This window comes from Vibrio sp. SSH13-20 (assembly GCF_040104475.1).
Lineage (GTDB): Bacteria > Pseudomonadota > Gammaproteobacteria > Enterobacterales > Vibrionaceae > Vibrio > Vibrio harveyi.
On sequence record NZ_JBECOU010000002.1, the window covers coordinates 667,754 to 688,712 of the forward strand.

General features: G+C 45.4%; 22 protein-coding genes and 1 other annotated feature. Of the genes, 4 read left to right on the plus strand and 18 right to left on the minus strand.

Annotation, left to right across the window (positions count from 1 at the left end; genetic code table 11):
* Positions 1-30 precede the first annotated feature (30 nt).
* From ABMY42_RS08265 to ABMY42_RS08335, 15 genes are all read right to left on the minus strand, one after another.
* On the minus strand, positions 31-432 hold the full coding sequence (locus ABMY42_RS08265; RefSeq protein WP_005445026.1) for a GspS/AspS pilotin family protein: 402 nt from the start codon (positions 430-432) through the stop codon (positions 31-33).
* A gap of 3 nt (positions 433-435) precedes the next feature.
* Complete coding sequence (locus ABMY42_RS08270; protein ID WP_005445027.1) at positions 436-732, minus strand: YciI family protein; 297 nt, start codon at positions 730-732, stop codon at positions 436-438.
* A gap of 120 nt (positions 733-852) precedes the next feature.
* A complete protein-coding gene (gene yciA / locus ABMY42_RS08275; RefSeq protein WP_005445028.1) occupies positions 853-1,248 on the minus strand; it encodes an acyl-CoA thioester hydrolase YciA in 396 nt (131 codons plus the stop codon).
* Between the two features lie 110 nt (positions 1,249-1,358).
* Positions 1,359-1,931 carry a septation protein A gene (locus tag ABMY42_RS08280; RefSeq protein WP_005445030.1) on the minus strand — a complete coding sequence of 191 codons (573 nt, stop codon included), beginning with the start codon at positions 1,929-1,931 and terminating at the stop codon, positions 1,359-1,361.
* Between the two features lie 393 nt (positions 1,932-2,324).
* Positions 2,325-2,567, minus strand: a complete 243-nt coding sequence (locus ABMY42_RS08285) for a hypothetical protein (protein ID WP_009698417.1) — start codon at positions 2,565-2,567, stop codon at positions 2,325-2,327.
* Between the two features lie 94 nt (positions 2,568-2,661).
* Positions 2,662-5,211 (minus strand): hybrid sensor histidine kinase/response regulator, encoded by a 2,550-nt coding sequence (locus ABMY42_RS08290; protein ID WP_256892748.1) that lies wholly within the window; start codon positions 5,209-5,211, stop codon positions 2,662-2,664.
* Positions 5,204-6,403, minus strand: a complete 1,200-nt coding sequence (locus ABMY42_RS08295; RefSeq protein ID WP_349266195.1) for an acyl-homoserine-lactone synthase — start codon at positions 6,401-6,403, stop codon at positions 5,204-5,206. The genes ABMY42_RS08290 and ABMY42_RS08295 overlap by 8 nt, the downstream gene beginning before the upstream one ends.
* A 162-nt stretch (positions 6,404-6,565) precedes the next feature.
* Positions 6,566-7,825 (minus strand): dicarboxylate/amino acid:cation symporter, encoded by a 1,260-nt coding sequence (locus ABMY42_RS08300; RefSeq protein ID WP_005445037.1) that lies wholly within the window; start codon positions 7,823-7,825, stop codon positions 6,566-6,568.
* A 337-nt stretch (positions 7,826-8,162) separates the two neighbouring features.
* Entirely contained in the window at positions 8,163-8,969 is an 807-nt protein-coding gene (gene trpA / locus ABMY42_RS08305; RefSeq protein ID WP_009698413.1) for a tryptophan synthase subunit alpha, read from the minus strand.
* A complete protein-coding gene (gene trpB / locus ABMY42_RS08310) occupies positions 8,969-10,159 on the minus strand; it encodes a tryptophan synthase subunit beta (protein WP_005445041.1) in 1,191 nt (396 codons plus the stop codon). Before trpB ends, trpA begins: the two co-directional genes overlap by 1 nt.
* 64 nt (positions 10,160-10,223) lie before the next feature.
* Complete coding sequence (gene trpCF / locus ABMY42_RS08315) at positions 10,224-11,663, minus strand: bifunctional indole-3-glycerol-phosphate synthase TrpC/phosphoribosylanthranilate isomerase TrpF (RefSeq protein WP_005445043.1); 1,440 nt, start codon at positions 11,661-11,663, stop codon at positions 10,224-10,226.
* Between the two features lie 13 nt (positions 11,664-11,676).
* Entirely contained in the window at positions 11,677-12,687 is a 1,011-nt protein-coding gene (gene trpD / locus ABMY42_RS08320; protein WP_009700797.1) for an anthranilate phosphoribosyltransferase, read from the minus strand.
* Between the two features lie 38 nt (positions 12,688-12,725).
* Positions 12,726-13,334, minus strand: coding sequence for an aminodeoxychorismate/anthranilate synthase component II (locus ABMY42_RS08325; RefSeq protein WP_009700798.1), 609 nt, complete (start codon positions 13,332-13,334; stop codon positions 12,726-12,728).
* A gap of 16 nt (positions 13,335-13,350) precedes the next feature.
* Positions 13,351-14,916 carry an anthranilate synthase component 1 gene (locus ABMY42_RS08330; protein WP_050903281.1) on the minus strand — a complete coding sequence of 522 codons (1,566 nt, stop codon included), beginning with the start codon at positions 14,914-14,916 and terminating at the stop codon, positions 13,351-13,353.
* A 126-nt stretch (positions 14,917-15,042) separates the two neighbouring features.
* Positions 15,043-15,146 (minus strand) — a sequence feature (Trp leader region).
* Entirely contained in the window at positions 15,093-15,218 is a 126-nt protein-coding gene (locus ABMY42_RS08335) for a hypothetical protein (RefSeq protein WP_005445052.1), read from the minus strand. Its footprint overlaps the feature before it by 54 nt.
* A 95-nt stretch (positions 15,219-15,313) precedes the next feature.
* Between ABMY42_RS08335 and ABMY42_RS08340 the strand changes: the two genes are divergently transcribed.
* Positions 15,314-16,171: a PHP domain-containing protein gene (locus ABMY42_RS08340; protein WP_005445055.1), complete on the plus strand. Its 858-nt coding sequence runs from the start codon at positions 15,314-15,316 to the stop codon at positions 16,169-16,171.
* A gap of 61 nt (positions 16,172-16,232) precedes the next feature.
* On the plus strand, positions 16,233-16,853 hold the full coding sequence (locus ABMY42_RS08345) for an L-threonylcarbamoyladenylate synthase (protein WP_005445057.1): 621 nt from the start codon (positions 16,233-16,235) through the stop codon (positions 16,851-16,853).
* A gap of 86 nt (positions 16,854-16,939) precedes the next feature.
* Here the strand turns inward: ABMY42_RS08345 and ABMY42_RS08350 are convergent, their stop codons facing one another.
* Positions 16,940-17,650 (minus strand): calcium-binding protein, encoded by a 711-nt coding sequence (locus ABMY42_RS08350; RefSeq protein WP_009698409.1) that lies wholly within the window; start codon positions 17,648-17,650, stop codon positions 16,940-16,942.
* A gap of 344 nt (positions 17,651-17,994) precedes the next feature.
* On the opposite strand from ABMY42_RS08350, the gene rluB reads away from it, so the two are divergent.
* Entirely contained in the window at positions 17,995-18,933 is a 939-nt protein-coding gene (rluB, locus tag ABMY42_RS08355) for a 23S rRNA pseudouridine(2605) synthase RluB (RefSeq protein WP_005445061.1), read from the plus strand.
* Between the two features lie 163 nt (positions 18,934-19,096).
* On the opposite strand, the gene ABMY42_RS08360 is transcribed toward rluB, so the two are convergent.
* Both ABMY42_RS08360 and yeiP read right to left on the minus strand, forming a co-directional pair.
* Positions 19,097-19,417, minus strand: a complete 321-nt coding sequence (locus ABMY42_RS08360; RefSeq protein WP_005431208.1) for an HI1450 family dsDNA-mimic protein — start codon at positions 19,415-19,417, stop codon at positions 19,097-19,099.
* Positions 19,418-19,419: 2 nt separating this feature from the next.
* Positions 19,420-19,986, minus strand: coding sequence for an elongation factor P-like protein YeiP (gene yeiP / locus ABMY42_RS08365; RefSeq protein WP_005445063.1), 567 nt, complete (start codon positions 19,984-19,986; stop codon positions 19,420-19,422).
* Positions 19,987-20,172: 186 nt separating this feature from the next.
* On the opposite strand from yeiP, the gene ABMY42_RS08370 reads away from it, so the two are divergent.
* On the plus strand, positions 20,173-20,940 hold the full coding sequence (locus ABMY42_RS08370; protein WP_349266196.1) for a nucleotidyltransferase domain-containing protein: 768 nt from the start codon (positions 20,173-20,175) through the stop codon (positions 20,938-20,940).
* Positions 20,941-20,959 lie beyond the last annotated feature (19 nt).

Consider the following 20,959-nt stretch of genomic DNA (forward strand, 5'->3'; position numbering starts at 1 on the left):
GTGATTGGATTAAGCTAACCATTCCAACCTTTACTGTGGCTTTTGACTCGCCGTACAGGTTTGTTCTGAAACCAACTCGTCTGCCATCAACTGACCACGAGAATTTCTAATTTTAATGCGGTACATCAAGCCCATATCGATCTGTTCACGCACTGTTGGTGTGTTGCAGTAAGTATAGATACTGGTGTTCAGTACTTGATTTAGTGGTTTTGCACCGAGTGCATCGTCGTTATAGATCATCATCATCTCAACCACATTTTTGTTGGATGATACGCGTAGGATCTTGAGTGGACCGTATTCGAGCGGTAAACCCGCAGAGAGAACGCCTGCACGATTAGATGCCATCAATTCAAGTTGACGCTGTTTATCATCATTCGATGAACAACCCGCCAAGGCACCTAATGCGAGGAAGAGACACAGTAATTTCTTCATAACTTAAAACACTTTTTTGAACGGTTTTACGATCACGTTTTCGTAAACACCCGCCGCAATATAAGGATCCGCATCAGCCCAAGCTTGCGCATCTTCCAAAGATGCGAACTCGGCGATTACGGTCGAGCCAGTAAAGCCCGCTTCACCTGGATTGTCAGAATCGATAGCTGGCATTGGACCGGCGGTCAACAAGCGACCTTCGTCATGAAGCTGTTGCAAGCGCTCAAGATGTTGAGGGCGAACACTCAGACGCTTTTCCAATGAATTCTCGACGTCCTGAGAAAAGATGACGTACCACATAGCATAGTTCCTTAATCGGTGGGGTAAAGCCTTAATTTAACGCCTTTTTTGTGCCTCTCACAAGTCAACATAAGAAATTGTGAGCTTCTTCCTAGCATTTGGTCCCTTTCGGGTGCTTTGTTACTTCAGAATTGGGCGAGGCTTACCATCACTGTCGATAGCGACATAGTTAAAGGTGGCATCACAAACCATGAAGCGGTCTTCAACACCATCGACTTTGACTGGTTTTACCCAAACCTCTAGATCAACGCTCATCGAAGTGCGACCAATTTTACTGCATACGCCGTAGCAACATACAACGTCCCCAACGCTAACAGGCTTTTTAAAGGTAATGCTGGAAACTGACACAGTAACAACGCGACCTGAAGATATTTCTTTGGCCAAGATTGCGCCAGCTAAGTCCAACTGAGACATGATCCAACCGCCGAAGATATCGCCGTTGGCATTGGTGTCGGCCGGCATTGCCAAAGTACGAAGCAGTAATTGCCCTTTAGGTGAATGACCTTCTTCACTCATGATGACATCCTAATATTTCTAATATGCAAAAAATGGAGCAAACAACAAAACAGCGACCCTTGGGTCGCTGCGAATAATCAATGTGCGCGGATTATAGCAAAACTGAGTTTTTAATCATCAACCGATACATCGGATGAGTTTTCTTTCTGCTCTTTGTCGTCTTTTGGTAGATGTTTGTAGATATAAAAGCCTGTTGCAATCATATAAACCACTGTCGCAATCAATAAGCCAAACACCTTAAAGTTAACCCATACATCAAGCGGTAAGGTATACGCGATGTAGAGATTGAATACGGCGAAGAAGGAGAAAAAGCCAACCCAAGCCCAGTTTATTTTGTTCCAGACGGCGTCAGGTAGCGTTAATTCTTTGCCTAACATGCCTTTTATAGCTGATTTCCCCATGGCGTGACTTACCGTTAAGCCAACGGCAAACATGACGTAAACGATGGTTACTTTCCATTTAATAAAGTTGTCGTCATGCAGGAAGATGGTCATACCACCAAAGACCGCCACCATAATGAAAGTGACCAGTTGCATCTTTTCCACTTTTTTGTACAAGGCAAATGTTACAACCAACTGGATTGCCGTTGCGACAATCAATGCGCCTGTCGCCACATAAATGTCGTACATCTTGTATAGGGCAAAAAAGATAATCAGAGGGATAAAATCAAGGATTTGCTTCATATGGCAAATACTACCTAGTTGTTGAGTTGAGGACAGTCTAGCGAAATCTGAGGCAAAGTGAACATCTATATACCCAAGTGACTTCAAGATGCAGGATTCAGAGCGTTGTCATTGATTCGAGAACAAGGAAAACAACGCAGTGTAATAGCCACCTCTTTCCAAGTTGTTTGACGCAGTAATCGGGTCAATGACACGCTCCCAAAGGGCGAGTTGTCTTGGCTTGTATACTTTGTTGCCGATTCTTGATTTAGGCCCACTAAACCTTTAAATCGCCGCCGCGTCTACAAACCAAGTCATTCTCGCTGAACCTAGCATCTCGAGGTTACTTGGGTATAGGTCGAAAGGAAAATAAAATTGCCGCTCAAGAAGCGGCAATTTGAGGTAACAAGTAGGTTAGGCGACCTCTTGATATCGAGTAATGAGCGTTTTCACGTCCTCTAGATAACCTTCGCGTAGTAGGTTGTCGACGGTCGCTTCAAGCTCGTCATGACTCATGGTGAAACATGTTGATTTGCCGGTCATTAAATTCAGGTACTGGTGATACTCTTCTTCGGTGTAATGTCCAACACGGTCAAGCAATAAGGTTTTGATGCCGTGGTGTATCAAGCCGTAATATGTGTGTCTATGAAGCATCATGTTCACTCCTTATCAAGCGACTCTTCCTTGTTGTTGAGGGCTTGAATCAATGGATAATTCGATTTGTACTTCAGTAATGCATATCAGGTGCCAACTATTCGCTCTGTGTTTCAAAAGTGTGCGAAGCCGCGTCCTTATCTAGCCACTCTTTGAGAACATGACGTAGAGCAGCCAAGGTGGTGGGCTTCTCTAACCGTCCATCCATGAGCTTACTAATCATCTCCAGTTCACGTTCTCCGGACTCTCCAGATAAAGCGATGATAGGGGTATAAGCGGACATTGCTTTGATGTGCTTACTCGCTTCAAAGCCATTCATCACAGGCATCTGCACATCCATTAGAACCAAATCCACGGAGTGGTTTTTAAACATTTCAACGGCATTCTCACCGTTGTTGGCTTGCAGGCTATTCACGCCGAGTTGGTTTAAATACATCTTCACCAACGCACGTTGCACCTCTTTGTCATCAACAATGAGTACTGTTGGTGCATCTTTATCTATTGATACGTTGTCAACGACGTTTTGTTCAGTGCGTGGCTGGTTTTGTTTCCAGTCATTGAAATACGGAGTCCGCAGTGTTTCTGCTTTTGGTGCGTTGGGCACAACAGGGAAATACAGATGGAATTCAGTAAACTCACCGCGCTTCGATACACATTCAATTCGTCCACCAAACGATCGCATGACGCGTTGACAGTAGCCCAATCCTAAGCCACTGCCGCCACTCTTTTGATGTGAGAAAAAGTCATCAAAAATTTTATGAGAAATGGTTTCGTCTATGCCTGGACCTGTATCTCGAAAGATCAGTACGTTCTCGTAAGAACCGGCTTTGGTGCTGATCTCAATTTGACTGTCTGGATAAGAGTCAAAATAGTAAATTGCGTTGCGAATGAGATTGAAAATGACAAAGTTGAATAAGGTTTCATTAAGTTTTGCCACAAAGTCAGCGTGTTGCGGTAAGCGGATTCGTTCAATAATCTTCTCATTTTCAAAACCGTAGCGACTTACGGCTTGGTCTACAGCCTTATGGATAGAGGTCATGGCTATCGGCTCGTGCTCAGGTGAGCTATCACTGACCTCGCGCAAAATGATATCGATTAATTGGCGGCCGCGTTGGATCGCTGTTTGTCCATTCTCAATATCAACCAAGATCTGTTCGGTCGGTGCTTGAGATTCGATGTGCTGCTTTAAGGCTTCAAATTGCAACTGCACTTGGGCGAGTGGGTTGCGCATCTCGTGAGCAATCGAATTGGCAAGTGCTCGGCTTTGGCGAATACGGCGATCTGCTTCGATCGTGCTTTGTACTCGAGTAAGCAGCGTCTGCAAGGCGGAGATTTCCTCGTTAGAGAACATCTGATTGTTGATTTTATGCGGCGAGACCAATAGGTGCGTGACAGATTTACCCTGACCAAACAGCGGCATCACCAATGCTGTATTGTTCGAACTCATCTTATCGTAAAGCGCTTTCATTGAACGCTTAGCTGGAACTTTGTATTCAAGTTCTTCAGAAAGCTCATCAAAGACAAGCACTGAATTGTTTGATGAAAGGTAATCTTCGTAGAATGTTTCATTGTAGTTACTGGTGACCAGGCGCAGCTTGTCATTAGGAATCTGCAGCAGTGTTCCTAAGCGGCGCATTGCATCATCAATTGAGAGTTTAAAGTCCTCTTCTAGCGCCAATATTTGTTGGACAGGTGTCTTTTTATCACCGTAAATCAGGAAAGAGGCGTAACGGCTTACGCGTTTGTATAGCAAGCCCCAAGTGATCCCGATTAAAGCGCAGATCGGCGTGGCAATTAACCATTGGTTATTGTCGGTCATCGGGATAAAGATAGCCCCCAATGGAAGCACGAAAATAGCACATACCAATAAGGCACTTAACGTCATGTACGCTAGGTACTTCACGCTGTAGAAGCGCGAGGTCAGCAGTGCATATCCGACAAAGAGCATCTCACTGATCGACAGCGCGGGTGGCAACCATGTCAGAGAGAAATCACCCAAGAAGTAGGTCATACCAAGATGAATGGTCGCGGTAGAGAGCATGAATACTAAAATGCCCGCGATCATGTAGTTGGTTTTTGCTAGCGTAAGTTTGCTGCTGTTTGCTCGCATGGCGACGAGGTTGACCAAAGTGAGCACAACGAAACTGACCAAACCAATAAAGAAATAGGACGTGTGTGAGCCAAATTCGATAACAAACTGGCTAGGACCTTCAATATCGACGTGTTCGACTGTCAAATCTGGACGCAAATTGATAAACAGTGAATACACCGTCAAGGTGACAAAGATACCTTGCTGCCACAAATGCACTTTGCCTTTGCGTTGCTCTGCCGCAAGCTGGCAAGAAAAATAGTAAGCAAAGGCGAAAGCAAAAAAGGATGCTAAGTTAGCAAACTTCGCCATAAAGATACCCGCCGAAGCACCAAGCTCAGGCAAGAGATTAGTATGGAAGTAAGCGTTACTGCTGATCCACGCAATGATACACACTGAATACGCAATGTAGGGCGCATGGTGTGTACCAAAGATCACTTCGTTCTTTTGTTTGAGTCGATAGCAGTAATAGCTTAACCAGATCATCACCACCGCCACTGTCGCAAGTAACGTGATGGCTTTGGTGTAAACGATTGCCTCTAAGCTGAGATCAAACATGTTCGTCCCTTTCGACCGATTTGCCTTTTCTTATCGCACTTACGGTGCGTTTGTAGTGGCGAAAATCGATGTTATTGAAGGCTTTGACCATCATTTCAAAATTCCAAAATCCACGGTAAGTCTGTTTACCGTCATTGTTTAGGTCGCAATATCCCGAATGGAAATACGCTTTCTCATCAATTGCTTTATAAAAGTTGAGCATGAAAGGTTGCTCAATGATTGTGAAGCCGACTTTGTAACCTGCTTGGTGCAAAACACTCATTAATTCTTTTTGAGCAAGATAGAGATAGTAGAGCTTTTGTTGAGCATTTCCACTTACCGTCAGTCGCAATACTTCGCATACCGATTTTTTATCAGACAATTGTAACTTGAATTCGTTATCAAATTCTTGGAGAGAGTAACACTTTGACAGTGTTGGCGATGTAAACAGCTGTAAGCGAGCTAGGGTCTCTTCTGCGTGCTCTGGTAAGCAATAATGCCACTTTGCATTGCTAAACTGCGGCGCATAACTTAGCCATGTATTGTGTATCTGCCAATCCTGAATCAAAGCTGAAGCAACGAGCGTTGGACACGATTCCTTATCAGGGTGCTTGAGTAAGATGAAGTGCTTACCGACTTGAGATAGAAAGAGTAAAGGCAACATTTCGTACCACTTTTCACCTTGTATAAAAAGCTCAAGATTACTCAATGTAATTGCATCACTGATTGACATTGCATGCGGATGGCTGGGGATTTGTACCGCAAGTTGCGCATCTTCTATTCGCTCAATCAATGCGCCGTAGTACGCGCTGTCCTTAAATGGCAAGGAGGGCGAAGTAGGGGCAGACGTTGTGAATGGAGCTTTGGCTTTGATCGCGGCAATTTCGCACGCGCACCAAAAATCGAGCCAATGCATGTAACATTGACCGACGACCTCTTCTAGCAAAGCAATATCGGCTGAAAGTGTGCTTGGGTAACGTTGCACAAGATCTCGATAGTCCATCAATTCGAACAGCACAGAAAAGCTGTTGTCCTGATGTTCAGGGAAGATAGAGACTAATTGGTTTCTGCGATAATCAGTAATAGTCTGAAATAGAGCAGCGCGCTCATGCGGTTGATATGCGTTGATGACGAGTTCAAGCAATGCTTGCTGTTTTGTTTCGATAGGCAGACAGCTCGTCGACAGTGAGCCTAAAGACGACGTAAATTTCATGGTTCAACCTAGCCTAGGTTTATTGATTTTTTATGTTTATGGCTCCCTTATATCACTTGAGAAAAAATATGCCATTGGTTTCTATTTAAATGGTTACTTACTGCAATGTTAAGTACAAAAAAAGCCGCTCTTTTGAGCGGCTTGTTTAAAATGCGTTCAGGCTTATGCTTCTTGCTTTTGAAGCTCAACTTGTGCCGCTTCTTCTTCAACTAAAGCATCTACGATAACTGCACATGCAGCGTCACCGGTGATGTTTAGTGCGGTACGAATCATATCGAAGATACGGTCTAGAGCGAACAATAGTGGCAGACCTTCGATTGGAATACCTGCAGCAAGCAGTACTGCAACGACTAGGAATGACGGACCTGGAACACCAGCTTGACCTACGGCACCTAACGTTGAAGTCACGATGATAGCGATGTACGCGCCCATGCCTAAGTCGATGTTGAACAGTTGCGCGAAGAAAATTGCAACCAGACCATAGTAAATTGCGTTACCGGACATGTTGATGGTTGCGCCAAGAGGAAGAACAAAGGATGCTGTTGAGTTTTTAACGCCCAGCTCTTTCTCACACGTATCCATTGTAACTGGTAGTGTCGCCATCGATGAAGCTGTAGACAGGGCAACCGCTTGTGGCTTCTTCATTGCAGATACGAACTTTTTCGCCGATGTCTTAGTGAAGATGTGCACCATTGCTGGGTACACAACGAAACCGAAGACAAGGATTGCTGCAACGTAAACAACGAAAAGCTTGAACACTACCATTAGAGCGCCAAACCCGAACGTACCCACAGCTTCAGCCATAAGACCGAATACACCAATAGGGGCAATAATCATGACTTTGTTGATCATCCAAACCATTGCGTCAACGATGCAGTTTACGCCATTGATGATTGGTTCACGGCGTGCTTTTTCTTGTTTTGAAATCGCAATACCGAAGAACATACAGAACACAAGGATCTGAAGGATGTTCGCTTCGTTTAGTGATTGGAAAACGTTCGTTGGAATCATACCAGTGATGGTAGCCCAGAAAGTAGGTAGTTCACCTTTTGAAGCGTACTCAGCAGAAAACATGCCTTCAACGCCAGAAACGTCGATACCCATGCCCGGTTGGAATACTTCACCCATAAACAGCGCTAGTGCAACAGCGAGCGCTGACGTTAGACCGAAGTAACCTAGGGTTACTAACCCCACTTTACCTGCAGATTGGCTGTTACCTAGACCAGCCGCACCTGAGATCAGCGCCACTGCAACCAAAGGGATCACAAGCATTTTGATCAGGTTGATAAAGATAGCACCAAGCGGCGCGAATACAGTCGCACTTTGACCCATGAAGGCACCAACGGCAGTACCCACGATCATTGCAATGACGACTTGCACGCCAATGTTGTTTAGCAAACTCTTTTGTTTTAACACTTCCATAACCTCTGTGCTAATAATATGTAAAATCCTAAAATTACCCACCAATCTAAAGTTGTTATTTGGATAATTATATCGCCTTGCTTTTTACACTTATCATTCACAATTAGCAATACAATTTCCGTACAAACTGACCAACTAACTGGGAATTTATTGATGAATGATAGTTTTTTAATCAGAGGCAAACGATTGCTATCGATCGTAGTGATATTTTTACTGGGTGATGTTTATAAAATAGATGGTAAGGAAGAGGAGAATTTAGAGAATGGATGTTAAAAAAAAGATCGATTCCGAATGGTTAATAAGGAATCGATCTCATATTCCACAAATCAGTAATACGTTATTTTTGTGTTGCAGCTTTCATTGCTGAAACAAACTCGCCAAGCTTGTTGAGCATGGTTTGCGGTTGCTCTACGTTTGCTTCAATGATCTTCACAACAGCCGAACCAGAGATAGCACCTGCAGCACCTGATTCTAGTGCTTCTTTTACTTGAGCTGGCTCTGAGATACCAAAACCGAGTAACGCTGGTGGCGCATTGAATTGGTTCAGCTTATCTAGCATATGACCAACTGGCATGTTTGCTTTGGTTTCTGCACCAGTAACGCCGGCACGAGAGAGTAGATAAGTATACCCACCGCCAAGCTCTGATACTTGCTTAAGCGTTTCGTCACTGGCTGTAGGTGGCGCGATAAAGATTGGGTGAATACCAAACTTCTCAGCGGCTGCGACAAACTCTGCACTTTCGTTGGTTGGTACGTCTGCAATCAGAACAGAATCGATGCCCGCTTTTGCACAACGCTCATAGAAGTTCTCGATACCACGTGAGTAAACAAGGTTTGCGTACATCAGAAGACCAATTGGTAGCTCGGGGTATTTCGCTCGGATCTTACCAATTTGCTCGAAGCAGATATCAGGCGTAGCACCAGATTCTAGAGCACGAATGTTCGCCCCTTGAATTGTCGGACCATCTGCCAGTGGATCAGAGAATGGGATACCCAGCTCTAAAGCATCTGCACCGGACTCCACGAGCGTTTCCATGATTTGGTAGGACTGTTCAGCGTTTGGATCGCAAACCGTTACGAACGGTACAAACGCGCCTTGGTTTTTCTCGTTTAGGCGCTCAAACATCTTTGCATAACGGCTCATTAGATCGCTCCTTTTTCTTCTAGGATGGCGTGCACAGTGAAGATATCTTTATCACCACGACCTGATAGGTTTACAACTAACAATTGCTCTTTTTCTGGGTTCTCTCGAGCCATACGCAGGGCATGTGCCAGTGCATGAGAAGATTCGAGAGCAGGAATAATACCTTCATGACGCGCAATTTCTTGAAATGCTTCTAGTGCTTCATCATCGGTGACGTTGTCATATTCGGCACGACCAATAGCGTTAAGATGCGCATGCTGTGGACCTACAGATGGGAAGTCTAGACCCGCAGAAACAGAGTAAGACTCTTCTACCTGACCGTTTGGATCTTGCATCAAAGGTGCTTTCATACCAAAGAAGATGCCCGTTTTACCGTGCTTAAGTGGTGCACCATGTTGGTCTGTATCGATGCCTTTACCCGCAGGTTCTACACCAATTAGGCGAACGCTTTCTTCTTCGATAAAGTCAGCAAACATACCAATCGCGTTTGAGCCGCCACCGACACACGCGATAACGGCGTCAGGAAGACGACCTTCACGTGCCAAAATCTGATTCTTCGTTTCTTCACCAATCATTCTCTGGAAATCACGAACGATCGTTGGGAATGGGTGAGGACCTGCTGCTGTACCTAGTAGGTAGTGCGCGTCTTCATAAGTTGCAGACCAGTCGCGTAGTGCTTCGTTACATGCGTCTTTAAGTGTTGCTGAACCTGAGTGAACCGGAATTACTTCAGCACCCATGAGTTTCATACGGAATACGTTCGGGCTTTGACGTTCAACGTCTTTTGCACCCATGTAAACACGACATTTCAGACCAAGTAGCGCACACGCTAGTGCAGTTGCTACGCCGTGTTGACCTGCGCCGGTTTCTGCGATGATTTCGTTTTTACCCATGCGTTTCGCAAGCAGCGCTTGACCTAACACTTGGTTAGTTTTGTGTGCGCCACCATGAAGTAGATCTTCACGCTTGAGGTACAGTTTGGTTTTCGTACCTTTAGTTAGGTTACGAGTTAGAGTCAGAGCTGTTGGACGCCCCGCATACTCTTGAAGAAGCGTCATGAATTCACTGCGGAATTCTGGATCTTCTTGTGCGTCGATAAACGCTTGCTCTAGTTGCTCTAAGGCTGGAACTAGAATTTGCGGAACGTACTGACCGCCGTATTCGCCAAAGTAGGCATTCAGTTTTGCCATCGTGATATTCCTTCTCGTATTTTTTTCGCTACGAATAGCTTTAAATTTTTAGCTACAAACAGCTTTAGTAGTTGCGAATTGCATTGAATGCCGCGAGCAACTTCTGTGAATCTTTCTTACCTGGTGCGCTTTCTACACCAGAATTTAAATCTAGTCCCAAGCAGCCCAAATTTGCTGCTTGTCTTGCATTCTCTGGCGACAACCCGCCAGCCAGCATAATTTGACTTGGGTCGCCGATCAGTGACCAATCAAACACGTGACCTGTTCCGCCTGTTTGAGTGCCAACTTGAGCATCCAAAAGGTGGCGGTCTATGTTATCTACAAGCAGTTCTGGCTTGGCATCAGTAACGCCGTAAGCTTTCCAGATTTCAACACCTGATGGCAGCTCTGCTTTGAGTTGGTTGACGTAAGCTTGATCTTCTTGACCGTGCAGTTGGACTGCTTTTAACCCCAGAGAGGTCACCATTGAAGCAACAAAGTCGATGTCGTGGTTTTGGAACACACCTACATAATGAAGAGGTGCGCCACTCATCGTTAGACGAGCACTTTCCAGATCCACAGCACGCTTTGACTTTTCAACAAAAATTAGACCGCCAAACACTGAGCCAGCTTGGTATGCCTTTGCAGCATCATCAGGATGAGTTAAGCCACACACCTTGTTTTCACCCAACGTCACTTTACGAACCGCAAGCTCTAGGTTGTCTTCTGCCATCAGCGAGCTACCAATCAAGAACCCGTCTGCGTATTCCACTAAATCACGAACTTGTTGATGCGTATAAATGCCAGACTCTGAAATCACGGTTGCGTTTGGTGCTAATTCGCGAATTGTTGGTGCCAGTTCTTTAGTACGATTCAAATCAGTACTTAGGTCGCGCAAGTTACGATTATTGATTCCGATAACACGCGCTCCTAACTTAACCGCGCGATGAAGCTCTTCTTCGTTGCTAACTTCAGTCAGAATACCCATGTTTAAACTGTGTGCCGCTTCCTCTAGCGCTTTGTACTCTTCGTCATTCAGGACTGAAAGCATCAGCAATACGGCATCGGCGCTGTAATGACGCGCTAGGTAAACTTGGTAGGTATCTACCATAAAGTCTTTGCAGAGAACGGGTTGTTTGACTTGACCACGCACTTGAGGAAGAAAATCAAAGTTACCTTGGAAGTATTTTTCGTCTGTTAATACTGAAATGGCATCAGCATGGTTGTTATAAACCGATGCAATGTAATCCAAGTCGAAGTGATCACGAATCAAACCTTTAGAAGGAGATGCCTTCTTACATTCGGTGATGAATGCCGTCTTTTCGCCACTCAGAGCATCGTAGAAGCTGCGGTCCGATGGCAGCAAATCAGACTGAAATGTGCTTAGCGGTTGAGACACCTTACGGTCTGCTACCCATTGATATTTGTCGCGGACAATTTTCGCCAGTACTTCTGCCATTTCTGCTTCTTTTTTAGAAACGTGTTCAGACAGGTTGTCAGCTTGCTGAGTGTTGAAGTCAGTCATGTTCTTCAATTCCTTAAGCGTGTGCGGCAAGTTGTTGTACCAATTGGTATGCCTTGCCTGAATTCATTGCCTCAATCGCTTGTTGCGTGTTGGCTTTTAAATCTTCGTGACCGAATAGACGCATTAGCAGAGCAACGTTCACCGCCACTGCACCCAATTGTGCGTCTGTACCTTTACCCGTCAGGATATTGGTAATGATTGCCTTGTTTTCTTCAGGATCGCCACCTTTGATTGCTTCTAACGGGTGCGCTTCTAGACCGAAGTCTGCTGGTGTTAGCGTGTACTCAGTGATCTTGCCGTCTTTGATTTCTGCAACCGTTGTTTCGCCATGAATCGCGACTTCGTCCAAACCACTTCCGTGTACCACTGCGGCGCGCTTCATACCCATTTGTAGCATGGTTTCCGCGATAGGACGAACCAGTTCTTCACTGTAAACACCCATCAATTCGATGTTTGGACGAGCTGGGTTAATCAGCGGACCAAGAATGTTAAAGATGGTGCGTGTTTTCATAGTTTGACGCACAGGCATCGCATGGCGCACACCACCGTGGTATTGAGGTGCAAATAGGAAAGCAACACCGATATCGTCGACCGCTTTGCGCGTATCTTCTGCGCTCATGGCTAGGTTGATACCAAATGAATCAAGAAGGTCAGAAGAACCCGATTTGCTTGAAACGCTGCGGTTGCCGTGTTTTGCTACTTTTAGACCACATGCTGCAGCAACAAATGCCGCGGTGGTTGAAATATTGATGGTGTTGTGACCGTCTCCACCAGTACCTACGATATCTGCGAAATCGTAATCTGGGCGAGGAAATGGGTTTGCGTTTGCCAGCAGTGCTTTTGCCGCACCCGCAATTTCATCCGGTGTTTCGCCTTTGATTTTTAGTGCAGTCAGTGCTGATGCCATCAAAATCGGATCGAGTTCACCACGGATGATGATGTCGAACAGTTGTTGGCTCTCTTCCTGAGTCAGTGACTCTTGCTCGTACAACTTGGTAATAATAGGGTTGATGATTGCTTCCATATTTCCTCTCCTAAATTTCTTATGTGCCAAGCGCTTTTTTAAGCAGTGAGGGAATTCACTGAAGTTTGTGCTTCGAGTGCCCATTCAATGGCATTGGCCAACAGTGTCGCTCCGTAGGTCGTCATAATAGATTCCGGGTGGAACTGGAACCCGCAAACTTTATCTTTTTCATGTACAACAGACATGACCAAATCATCCACTTCTGCTGTGATGGTTAGGCTCTCAGGAACCTTGGTTGCAACTAACGAGTGGTAACGTGCAATTGCAAGTGGTGATGGTAGGTTTTGGTAAATCGCATGGTTTTGGTGCTCCATCATAGAGACCTTCCCGTGAATGATTTCGCCTGCACCAGCAACGGTACCGCCGTAAGCTTCAACAATTGCTTGGTGACCAAGACAAATACCAATCATAGGAACTTTGCCTTTCAGCAATTGAATTAGCTCTGGCATTGAGCCTGCTTCAGACGGCGCACCAGGACCTGGCGATAGCAGTACTACAGGGTTCTCAAGCTCATTCACTGCTTGTTCAATGGTTTTTGCTGGAATGTTGTTTCGGTAAATCTTGACTGAGTGACCTAGCGAGCGGAACTGATCCACAAGGTTGTAGGTGAACGAGTCAAAGTTATCGATAAAAATGATATTAGCCATCTCTGAACCCTATTCCTTATTGTGACTTATGTGCTGCTTGAATAGCAGAAATTACCGCTTGGGCTTTCCCGCGTGTTTCGTCTGCTTCTGCTTGTGGATCAGAATCAAACACCACACCTGCGCCTGCTTGAACTTGAGCAATGCCGTTCTCAACATAAGCTGAGCGGATAACGATACAAGTATCTAATGTACCTTCGCCGGTAAGGTAACCTACTGCGCCTCCGTAGCTACCGCGGCGTGCGCCCTCGACATCACGAATCAACTGCATTGCACGAATCTTTGGTGCGCCAGTTAGTGTGCCCATGTTCATACAAGCTTGGTAAGCGTGCAGGGCGTCTAGATCGTTACGAAGTTGCCCAACGACACGAGATACCAAGTGCATTACGTGGCTGTAGCGGTCGACTTTGAGTAAGTCTGCGACGTGGCGAGTTCCAGCTTGAGCAATACGTGCGACGTCATTTCGTGCTAAGTCGACTAGCATCATGTGCTCAGCGTTTTCTTTCATGTCAGTGCGCAATTCGAGTTCGATACGGCTATCCAAGTCAAAATCGATATCACCGTTTGGACGTTTGCCACGGCGGCGAGTCCCTGCGATTGGGTAGATTTCAATTTGGTTAGTGTCTGTTTCGTACTTGAGTGCACTCTCTGGTGATGCTCCGAATAGAGTGAACAGCTCGTCTTGCATGTAGAACATGTAAGGGCTTGGGTTGCTCTGTTTTAGCTCTTTATAAGCTGTCAATGGAGAAGGGCAAGGTAGCGTAAATCGGCGAGACGGTACGACTTGGAATACATCCCCTTTTACGACGAACTCTTTTAGGTCACGAACGATTTGGCAGAAGTCATCGTCAGACACGCTTGGTCTAACCGTCACATCCGCGATTTGCTCTGCACTCGGCAGTAGTTTTGGTGCTGCGCATTGTGCACTGATTTCTGAGATGCGAGTTTCTAGCGCTGTTTTTTCTGAATCATCAACAAATAAAGTTGCTTGCAGCTGACAAGATTCTGTTTGGTGGTCCACAACCAGCAGTGTTTCGGCGACGTAGAAAACGTAATCTGGGCATTGGTTTGTGGCTTCTGCATTGCCCAGTGGTTCGAAGTTAGCGACCAAGTCGTAGGCAAACAAACCACCAAGGAAAATCGCGTGTTTGTCTTGGTCCGAGATATCGAAGCTGTGCTGAACCAAACGCAGCGCATCAAATGAAGAGGCTTCACGCAGTCGAGAGTCTTCATCTAGCGTGTCGCACGGGTGGGTGAAATCTAAAGTCAGTGTTTCGCCATCGAGCTCACTCTCGACATCACCACGGATGTTTTGGTTTAAGTGAGTTAGTAGGTTCTTACCGTTATTGGTCAACGCTTGTATCTTGACAGTGTGACCGTAACAAACGATGCGTACGGCTGAATCAACAATCAACAGCGACTTCAAATCTTGCTTTGAATCGATCTCAGCAGATTCCAGCAACAGACTGTCAGTTTTGTTCTCACATAATGTGTGGAACAAGCGAGTCGGGTCTTGAGTATAAGGGACGGAAGCCGTCAGTACTTCAAGCTGTCCAAGTTTCTTAATTTCAATGGCCTTGTTCACAAGACCTCCTTATAGCTGTTTTATATCTTCCTGCCGTACATAGTCGCATAAAGCAAACGTTCACCCAATCTAGTTTTGGTCATATCCGATGAATGTTTGAGCAGTTAACTGTGAGGTAGACGGCAAAACAAAAAGCCCGCTGAAGTAGCGGGCTTTGTGACATTTCATTCGTTAAACTAGAAGTACACGTTCGCCCACCAAGAACTTGTCCAAGTGCGCCACCAAGCTAGATCAACAGAATTCATCTTATTAAGACGATCTGCAACTTTCGCTTCCTGGTTTTGGTTAAATTCTTGTAACATGGTGAGCCTTAAATTAGGTACTTCGTATTTATGTACTAGTTAACTAGTGCAGAGATAAAAAGTCAACCCCAAAACAGCATTAAAACGACAAAAAAATGAGAATTGATTTACACAGCCACACCACTGCATCAGATGGTCGCTTTGCACCACATGATCTAGTAGACAGGGCATTGAGTTTTGATATCGAGGTTTTGGCGATCACGGATCATGATACGGTTGACGGCTTAGCTCCGGCCAAGCAATACGTTGAAGAAAATAATCTTCCGATAAAAATCATCAACGGTATCGAGATTTCCACGGTTTGGCAGAATAAAGATATTCATATTGTTGGGTTAAACATTGACCCGGACAGCCCAGCGTTGGTTGAGTTAATCGAGCAACAAAAAAAGCATCGCGTTACACGTGCAGAGCTTATTGCGGAACGTTTACAGAAGGCGACCCGTGAAGGTGTGCTGGAAGAAGTGCAGCAAATAGCTGGTGATGCGCCTATTACCCGTGCGCACTTTGCTAAGTGGTTGGTCGACAACGGTTACGCCAAGACCATGCAGATGGTGTTTAAGAAGTTTCTGACGCGCACCAATCCGGGTTATGTCCCACCAAACTGGTGTTCAATGAAAGATGCGGTAGATGCTATTCATGCCGCGGGTGGTCAAGCGGTACTCGCGCATCCGGGGCGTTACCAACTGACGGCAAAGTGGGTAAAACGCTTATTAGCCGCGTTTGTTGATGCTGGTGGAGACGCTATGGAAGTGGCGCAACCCCAACAAGCGCAACAAGAAAGACGCAACTTGGCGGATTATGCTATACAATACAAACTATTAGCGTCTCAAGGCAGTGATTTTCACTATCCATCACCGTGGATGGAGTTGGGAAGAAACCTTTGGTTACCTTCGGGCGTAGAGCCAGTTTGGAAAGATTGGGGAATTGACCCTTCTCTAGAAAGCGCTGAATAAGACGGAGTCTAGACTCCATAAAAAAATATAGAGCCGAGAGGTTCGATAATGAGGAATTACAATGAGCCAGTTTTTTTACGTTCATCCAGAAAACCCACAGGCTCGCTTGATCAATCAAGCAGTAGCAATCATTCGTAACGGCGGTGTTGTGGTGTATCCGACCGATTCCGGTTATGCACTAGGCTGTCAATTGGAGAACAAGCAGGCGTTAGAACGCATCTGTCAGATTCGTCGTCTGGATGACAAGCATAACTTTACTTTGTTATGTCGTGATTTGTCGGAGTTATCTCTGTATGCGCGTGTTGATAACGCCGCATTCCGACTTCTGAAAAATAACACTCCTGGTCCTTACACTTTTATCTTCAAAGGCACAAAAGAAGTGCCGCGTCGTTTGATGAACGCGAAACGTAAGACCATTGGTATCCGTGTTCCAGATAACCGTATCGCACTTGATCTGCTTGAAGCGTTAGGCGAGCCAATGATGTCGACGTCGCTGATCTTACCGGGTAGTGATGTTACTGAGTCAGATCCTGAAGACATCCGCGATAAGCTTGAGCATGCGGTAGATGTGATCCTTAATGGCGGTTATCTTGGTGAGCAACCAACGACAGTGATTGATTTCAGTGAAGGCGATGCTGTTGTAGCACGTGTTGGTTCGGGCGATCCTGCACCATTTGAATAGTTCGTTCTATTGGTAATGAAATAAGAAAGGGAGGCACAGAAGCCTCCCTTTTTATTTTTAATAAAGCCTATCGCTGAGCATTTAGCTTATGCGAAATCGAAGATATCAATGCCGTGGTGTTCGACGTAGTTCATGTATCCCGCATCAATGCCTTTTAGCGTGACTTCAACATTGAACTGATCGCTTGAGAATACAGCCCAACCGAAATCATTGTAAGACAGAGTCAGATCGTCGGCGGAATCCAAGAATGTATCGCGAATGCCGTCGTCATTGGTGTCTAGACCCATATCAAAGACCAACTTGTCGTGGCAAATATTAAAGTCGAGAATTTCTGCTTTTACTTCAATGTCGTTTGATGAGACGGGTTGGTCTGGCACACCGATGGCAAGGCGATTGGTCATTACGAAAGTGTCATCACCGCAACCTCCAGCGATCACCGAATGACCGTCACCGACCACGACGGTATCATCGCCCCAACCAGCGTTGATGAAGTTGTTACCTGAGTAGTCAAAAATCGTATCGTCGCCACAACCACCAAACAACAGGTCGTTGCCTAGACCGCCAGACAGAAAATCATCACCAGAGCCACCTGAGATGAGATCATTACCTCGGCCACCTAACAGGTGATCGTCACCACGACCCCCATAGACATAGTCATTACCGCCGTAACCAACAAACTTATCATCGCCGCCGAAGCCAACAAAAATATCGGTCGTGTTCGAACCTAATGTGCCCGTTAGATCGTCATCTGCTGCCGTACCAAATATCCAATTCAGGTCAAGATTTGTATGAGACATTTATTATTCCTTTGTTTTGTTTGAGGGAGCTAGCAAGCTATTGGGTTTTCTTTGTTACCACTCTGATAATTTTATCAGGTAGGTCAGGTTTTTAGAGGTGAAAGGCGACCTATAATAGTGCGGTTCTCGATGGTCTTTGTCTGGTACTAAGTTGGACAAATTGATGAGGGAAGTGTGAGTTTATGACCGATATTTTGCTACGCCAATGTCGACGATTTCGCTTACATTAAGTCGTAGAATCTCGTATAATGTCCGACCGAAAAAATCCCAATAGGTTGGGTAACTTGCACAATGAAGACCAATTCTGGTCTCGACGTCTGTGAAGACGACACATAGGTAGATAAATGAGCGAAAAGTTACAAAAAGTATTAGCACGTGCTGGACACGGTTCTCGTCGTGAGATCGAATCGTTAATTAAATCTGGTCGCGTTAGCGTGAACGGAATCGTAGCTAAACTTGGTGAAAGACTAGAAGATGAGAACAGCGTAGTTCGTATCGATGGTCACATTGTGTCTGCAAAGGCACAAGAAGAAGTGATCTGTCGTGTATTGGCTTACTACAAGCCAGAAGGTGAACTATGTACTCGTCACGACCCTGAAGGTCGTCGCACTGTTTTCGATCGTCTGCCAAAAATTCGTGGCTCTCGTTGGATTTCAGTTGGTCGTCTTGATGCGAACACATCTGGCCTACTGCTTTTCACAACTGATGGTGAATTGGCAAACCGCCTAATGCACCCAAGCCGTCAGGTTGAGCGTGAATACCTAGTGCGTGTGTTTGGTGAAGTGAACGAGAAAAAAGTTCGTAACCTAGTAAGTGGTGTAGAACTTGAAGATGGTATGGCTCGTTTTGAAGACGTAGTACACGCGGGTGGTGAAGGTATGAACCACACGTTCTACGTAGTAATTAACGAAGGTCGTAACCGTGAGGTTCGTCGTTTGTGGGAATCTCAAGAATGTACGGTTAGCCGTCTAAAACGTGTTCGTTACGGTGATATCTTCCTAGACAAGAAACTACCTCGTGGTGGTTGGATGGAACTTGACCTGAAAGAAGTGAACTACCTGCGTGAGCTTGTAGAACTTCGTCCAGAGAAAGAAACCATGCTTGATCTGAACAAAGACAACACATCACGTAAGCGTGAACGTGCTCGTAGCCAAAAAATCCGTCGCGCAGTTAAGCGTCACGAAGAGCGTGTTAACACACCAAAAGGTCGCAGCAACAATCCTTCTCGTCGTAAGCCGAAGAAGACTGCAGGTGACCAAGGTGCACGTAACAAGCATCGTTAATCGATAGCAGAAAATCAGAAAGGCTTGCCAAATCGGCAAGCCTTTTTCTTTTCGAGCCTTTCGAGTTTACGAGCTTTCATGTCTTTCAATCATGCTTGTGCAATTAATAAACATAAAAAACACCAGCATGAGGCTGGTGTTTTTGATCATGATAGGGAAAGCGTTAGTCACGTTTCCAAAGCATATGACAGAACTTATGTTCTGGGTCTCGACTGATTAGCATACGAGCAAAAACGTCATCAAGCACGTCATTTTCCTCGTTTACTAAGCCGATTCGAACTTCTGCATACACTTCTTTGTCGATATCGAAGCCAACGTGTTCAACCCAGTCATCACCAGTTTCAACAAGTTCTGCGGCACCACGATCTTCAAATTGCGCAGTAAACAGAATGACATCAGCGGGCTCTAGGTTATCTGGAGCCATCTCAAGGAAGATGTCGTACGCAGCGTCGATAACGTCGTCGTAAGAAATCAAATCAGACATGCTTATGCTCGGCTCATGTATTTACGTTCAGTCGTGTTAATGATAACACGGTCACCAGTTGCGATGTATTCAGGAACTTGGATTACAAGACCTGAAGCAAAGCGTGCTGGTTTAGTACGTGCAGATGCAGAAGCACCTTTGATTGAAGGGTCAGTTTCTTCAATCACTAGCTCAACAGAAGATGGTAGTTCGATACCCACAGCAGCACCGTTCACAAGGATAATGTGGATACCTTGTGTGTCTTCGTTGATGAACAGCATGTCGTCTTCAACTTCATTGTGCTTGAATGTGTATTGTGAGTAGTCTTCGTTGTCCATGAAGATGTGCTCATCGCCGTCAGCGTATGAGTACACAACTGCACGTTTGTTCATTTCTACTGTTTCAACAACATCATCAGACTTGTAACGCTCGTCTACACGAGCACCAGTGTTCAGATCTGTACAACGCATTTTGTAGATTTTAGCGCCGCCACGACCGCCAGGAGTCGTTACTTCGATGTCTTTAACTAGAAGAGTTTTACCATTAGACTCGATTGCGAAGCCTTTTTTGATTTCACTTGCCTTTGGCATTGTATTTTCCTATTACACTTATTAAGCAAAACTTGGTGATTATAGCGCTAAGTTCTTTGTCTGGCATTAAAATTCCACTCAGTAATTTGAACATTAATAAGGGGATGAATAGGCTTGATCCAAACGTAATGCTGGTGGATCATATAGCCCTTCGTCCGTTAAAAGCTTGAGATCGCGTTTTCTTCAATGTCTCTCCCTATTATCGATCCAAAACATCCTTTCCAACCTGAATTCGAACCTCTGCTCAGAGAAGTTCTCGCATGCCTAAAAGGTGGGCTTGGCGTAAACTTGCACAGTGTTTACGTCTACGGTAGCGTGGCCCGTAAGTCTGCGGTCGCAGGTAGATCGAATCTTGATATGGTGGTTGTGACAAAGGCGGACTTTGAAAACAACCGCGCCACGTTACTAAACACCATCAAATGGCGAGCACAGCAAGGGTATCCTCATGTGAAAGGGGTGTCGATTCGCACGGCGTTGGTCAATGAAGTAGCCAATCTCGATAGCATTTTTACTTGGGGTTTTATGCTCAAGCATTGCTGTGTGTGTGTTTATGGTGATGATCTGGCAGATTGCTTTGGTGATTATGTACCAAGTTGGGAGATTGCTAAGCACTGGAACATGGATGTGGAAGATTGGCTATCGGTGTATCGTACCAAGATTGTACAAGCACAAAGTGTTGAAGAGCTGGTCAGTGCTCAAGTTATTATCGCCAAGAAACTGCTTCGCGCTTCGTATTCTTTAATCATGTATCGTGATAAACGTTGGTTTGACGACCCGCTTAAATGTGGCGAAGTGTTTTTGCAGTATCACCCAGAAAAGCAACTTGAGATAGAACGCCTTGGTATTCTGCTCTCTGGACGTCCTATCCCTAAACGCTCTGTGGTTGGGTTATTGGACGGTTTTGGCGATTGGTTAGTAAAGCAATATCAGAAAACCGAATTCCGCATTGGTTAACGCCAACAGCGTTAGCGCC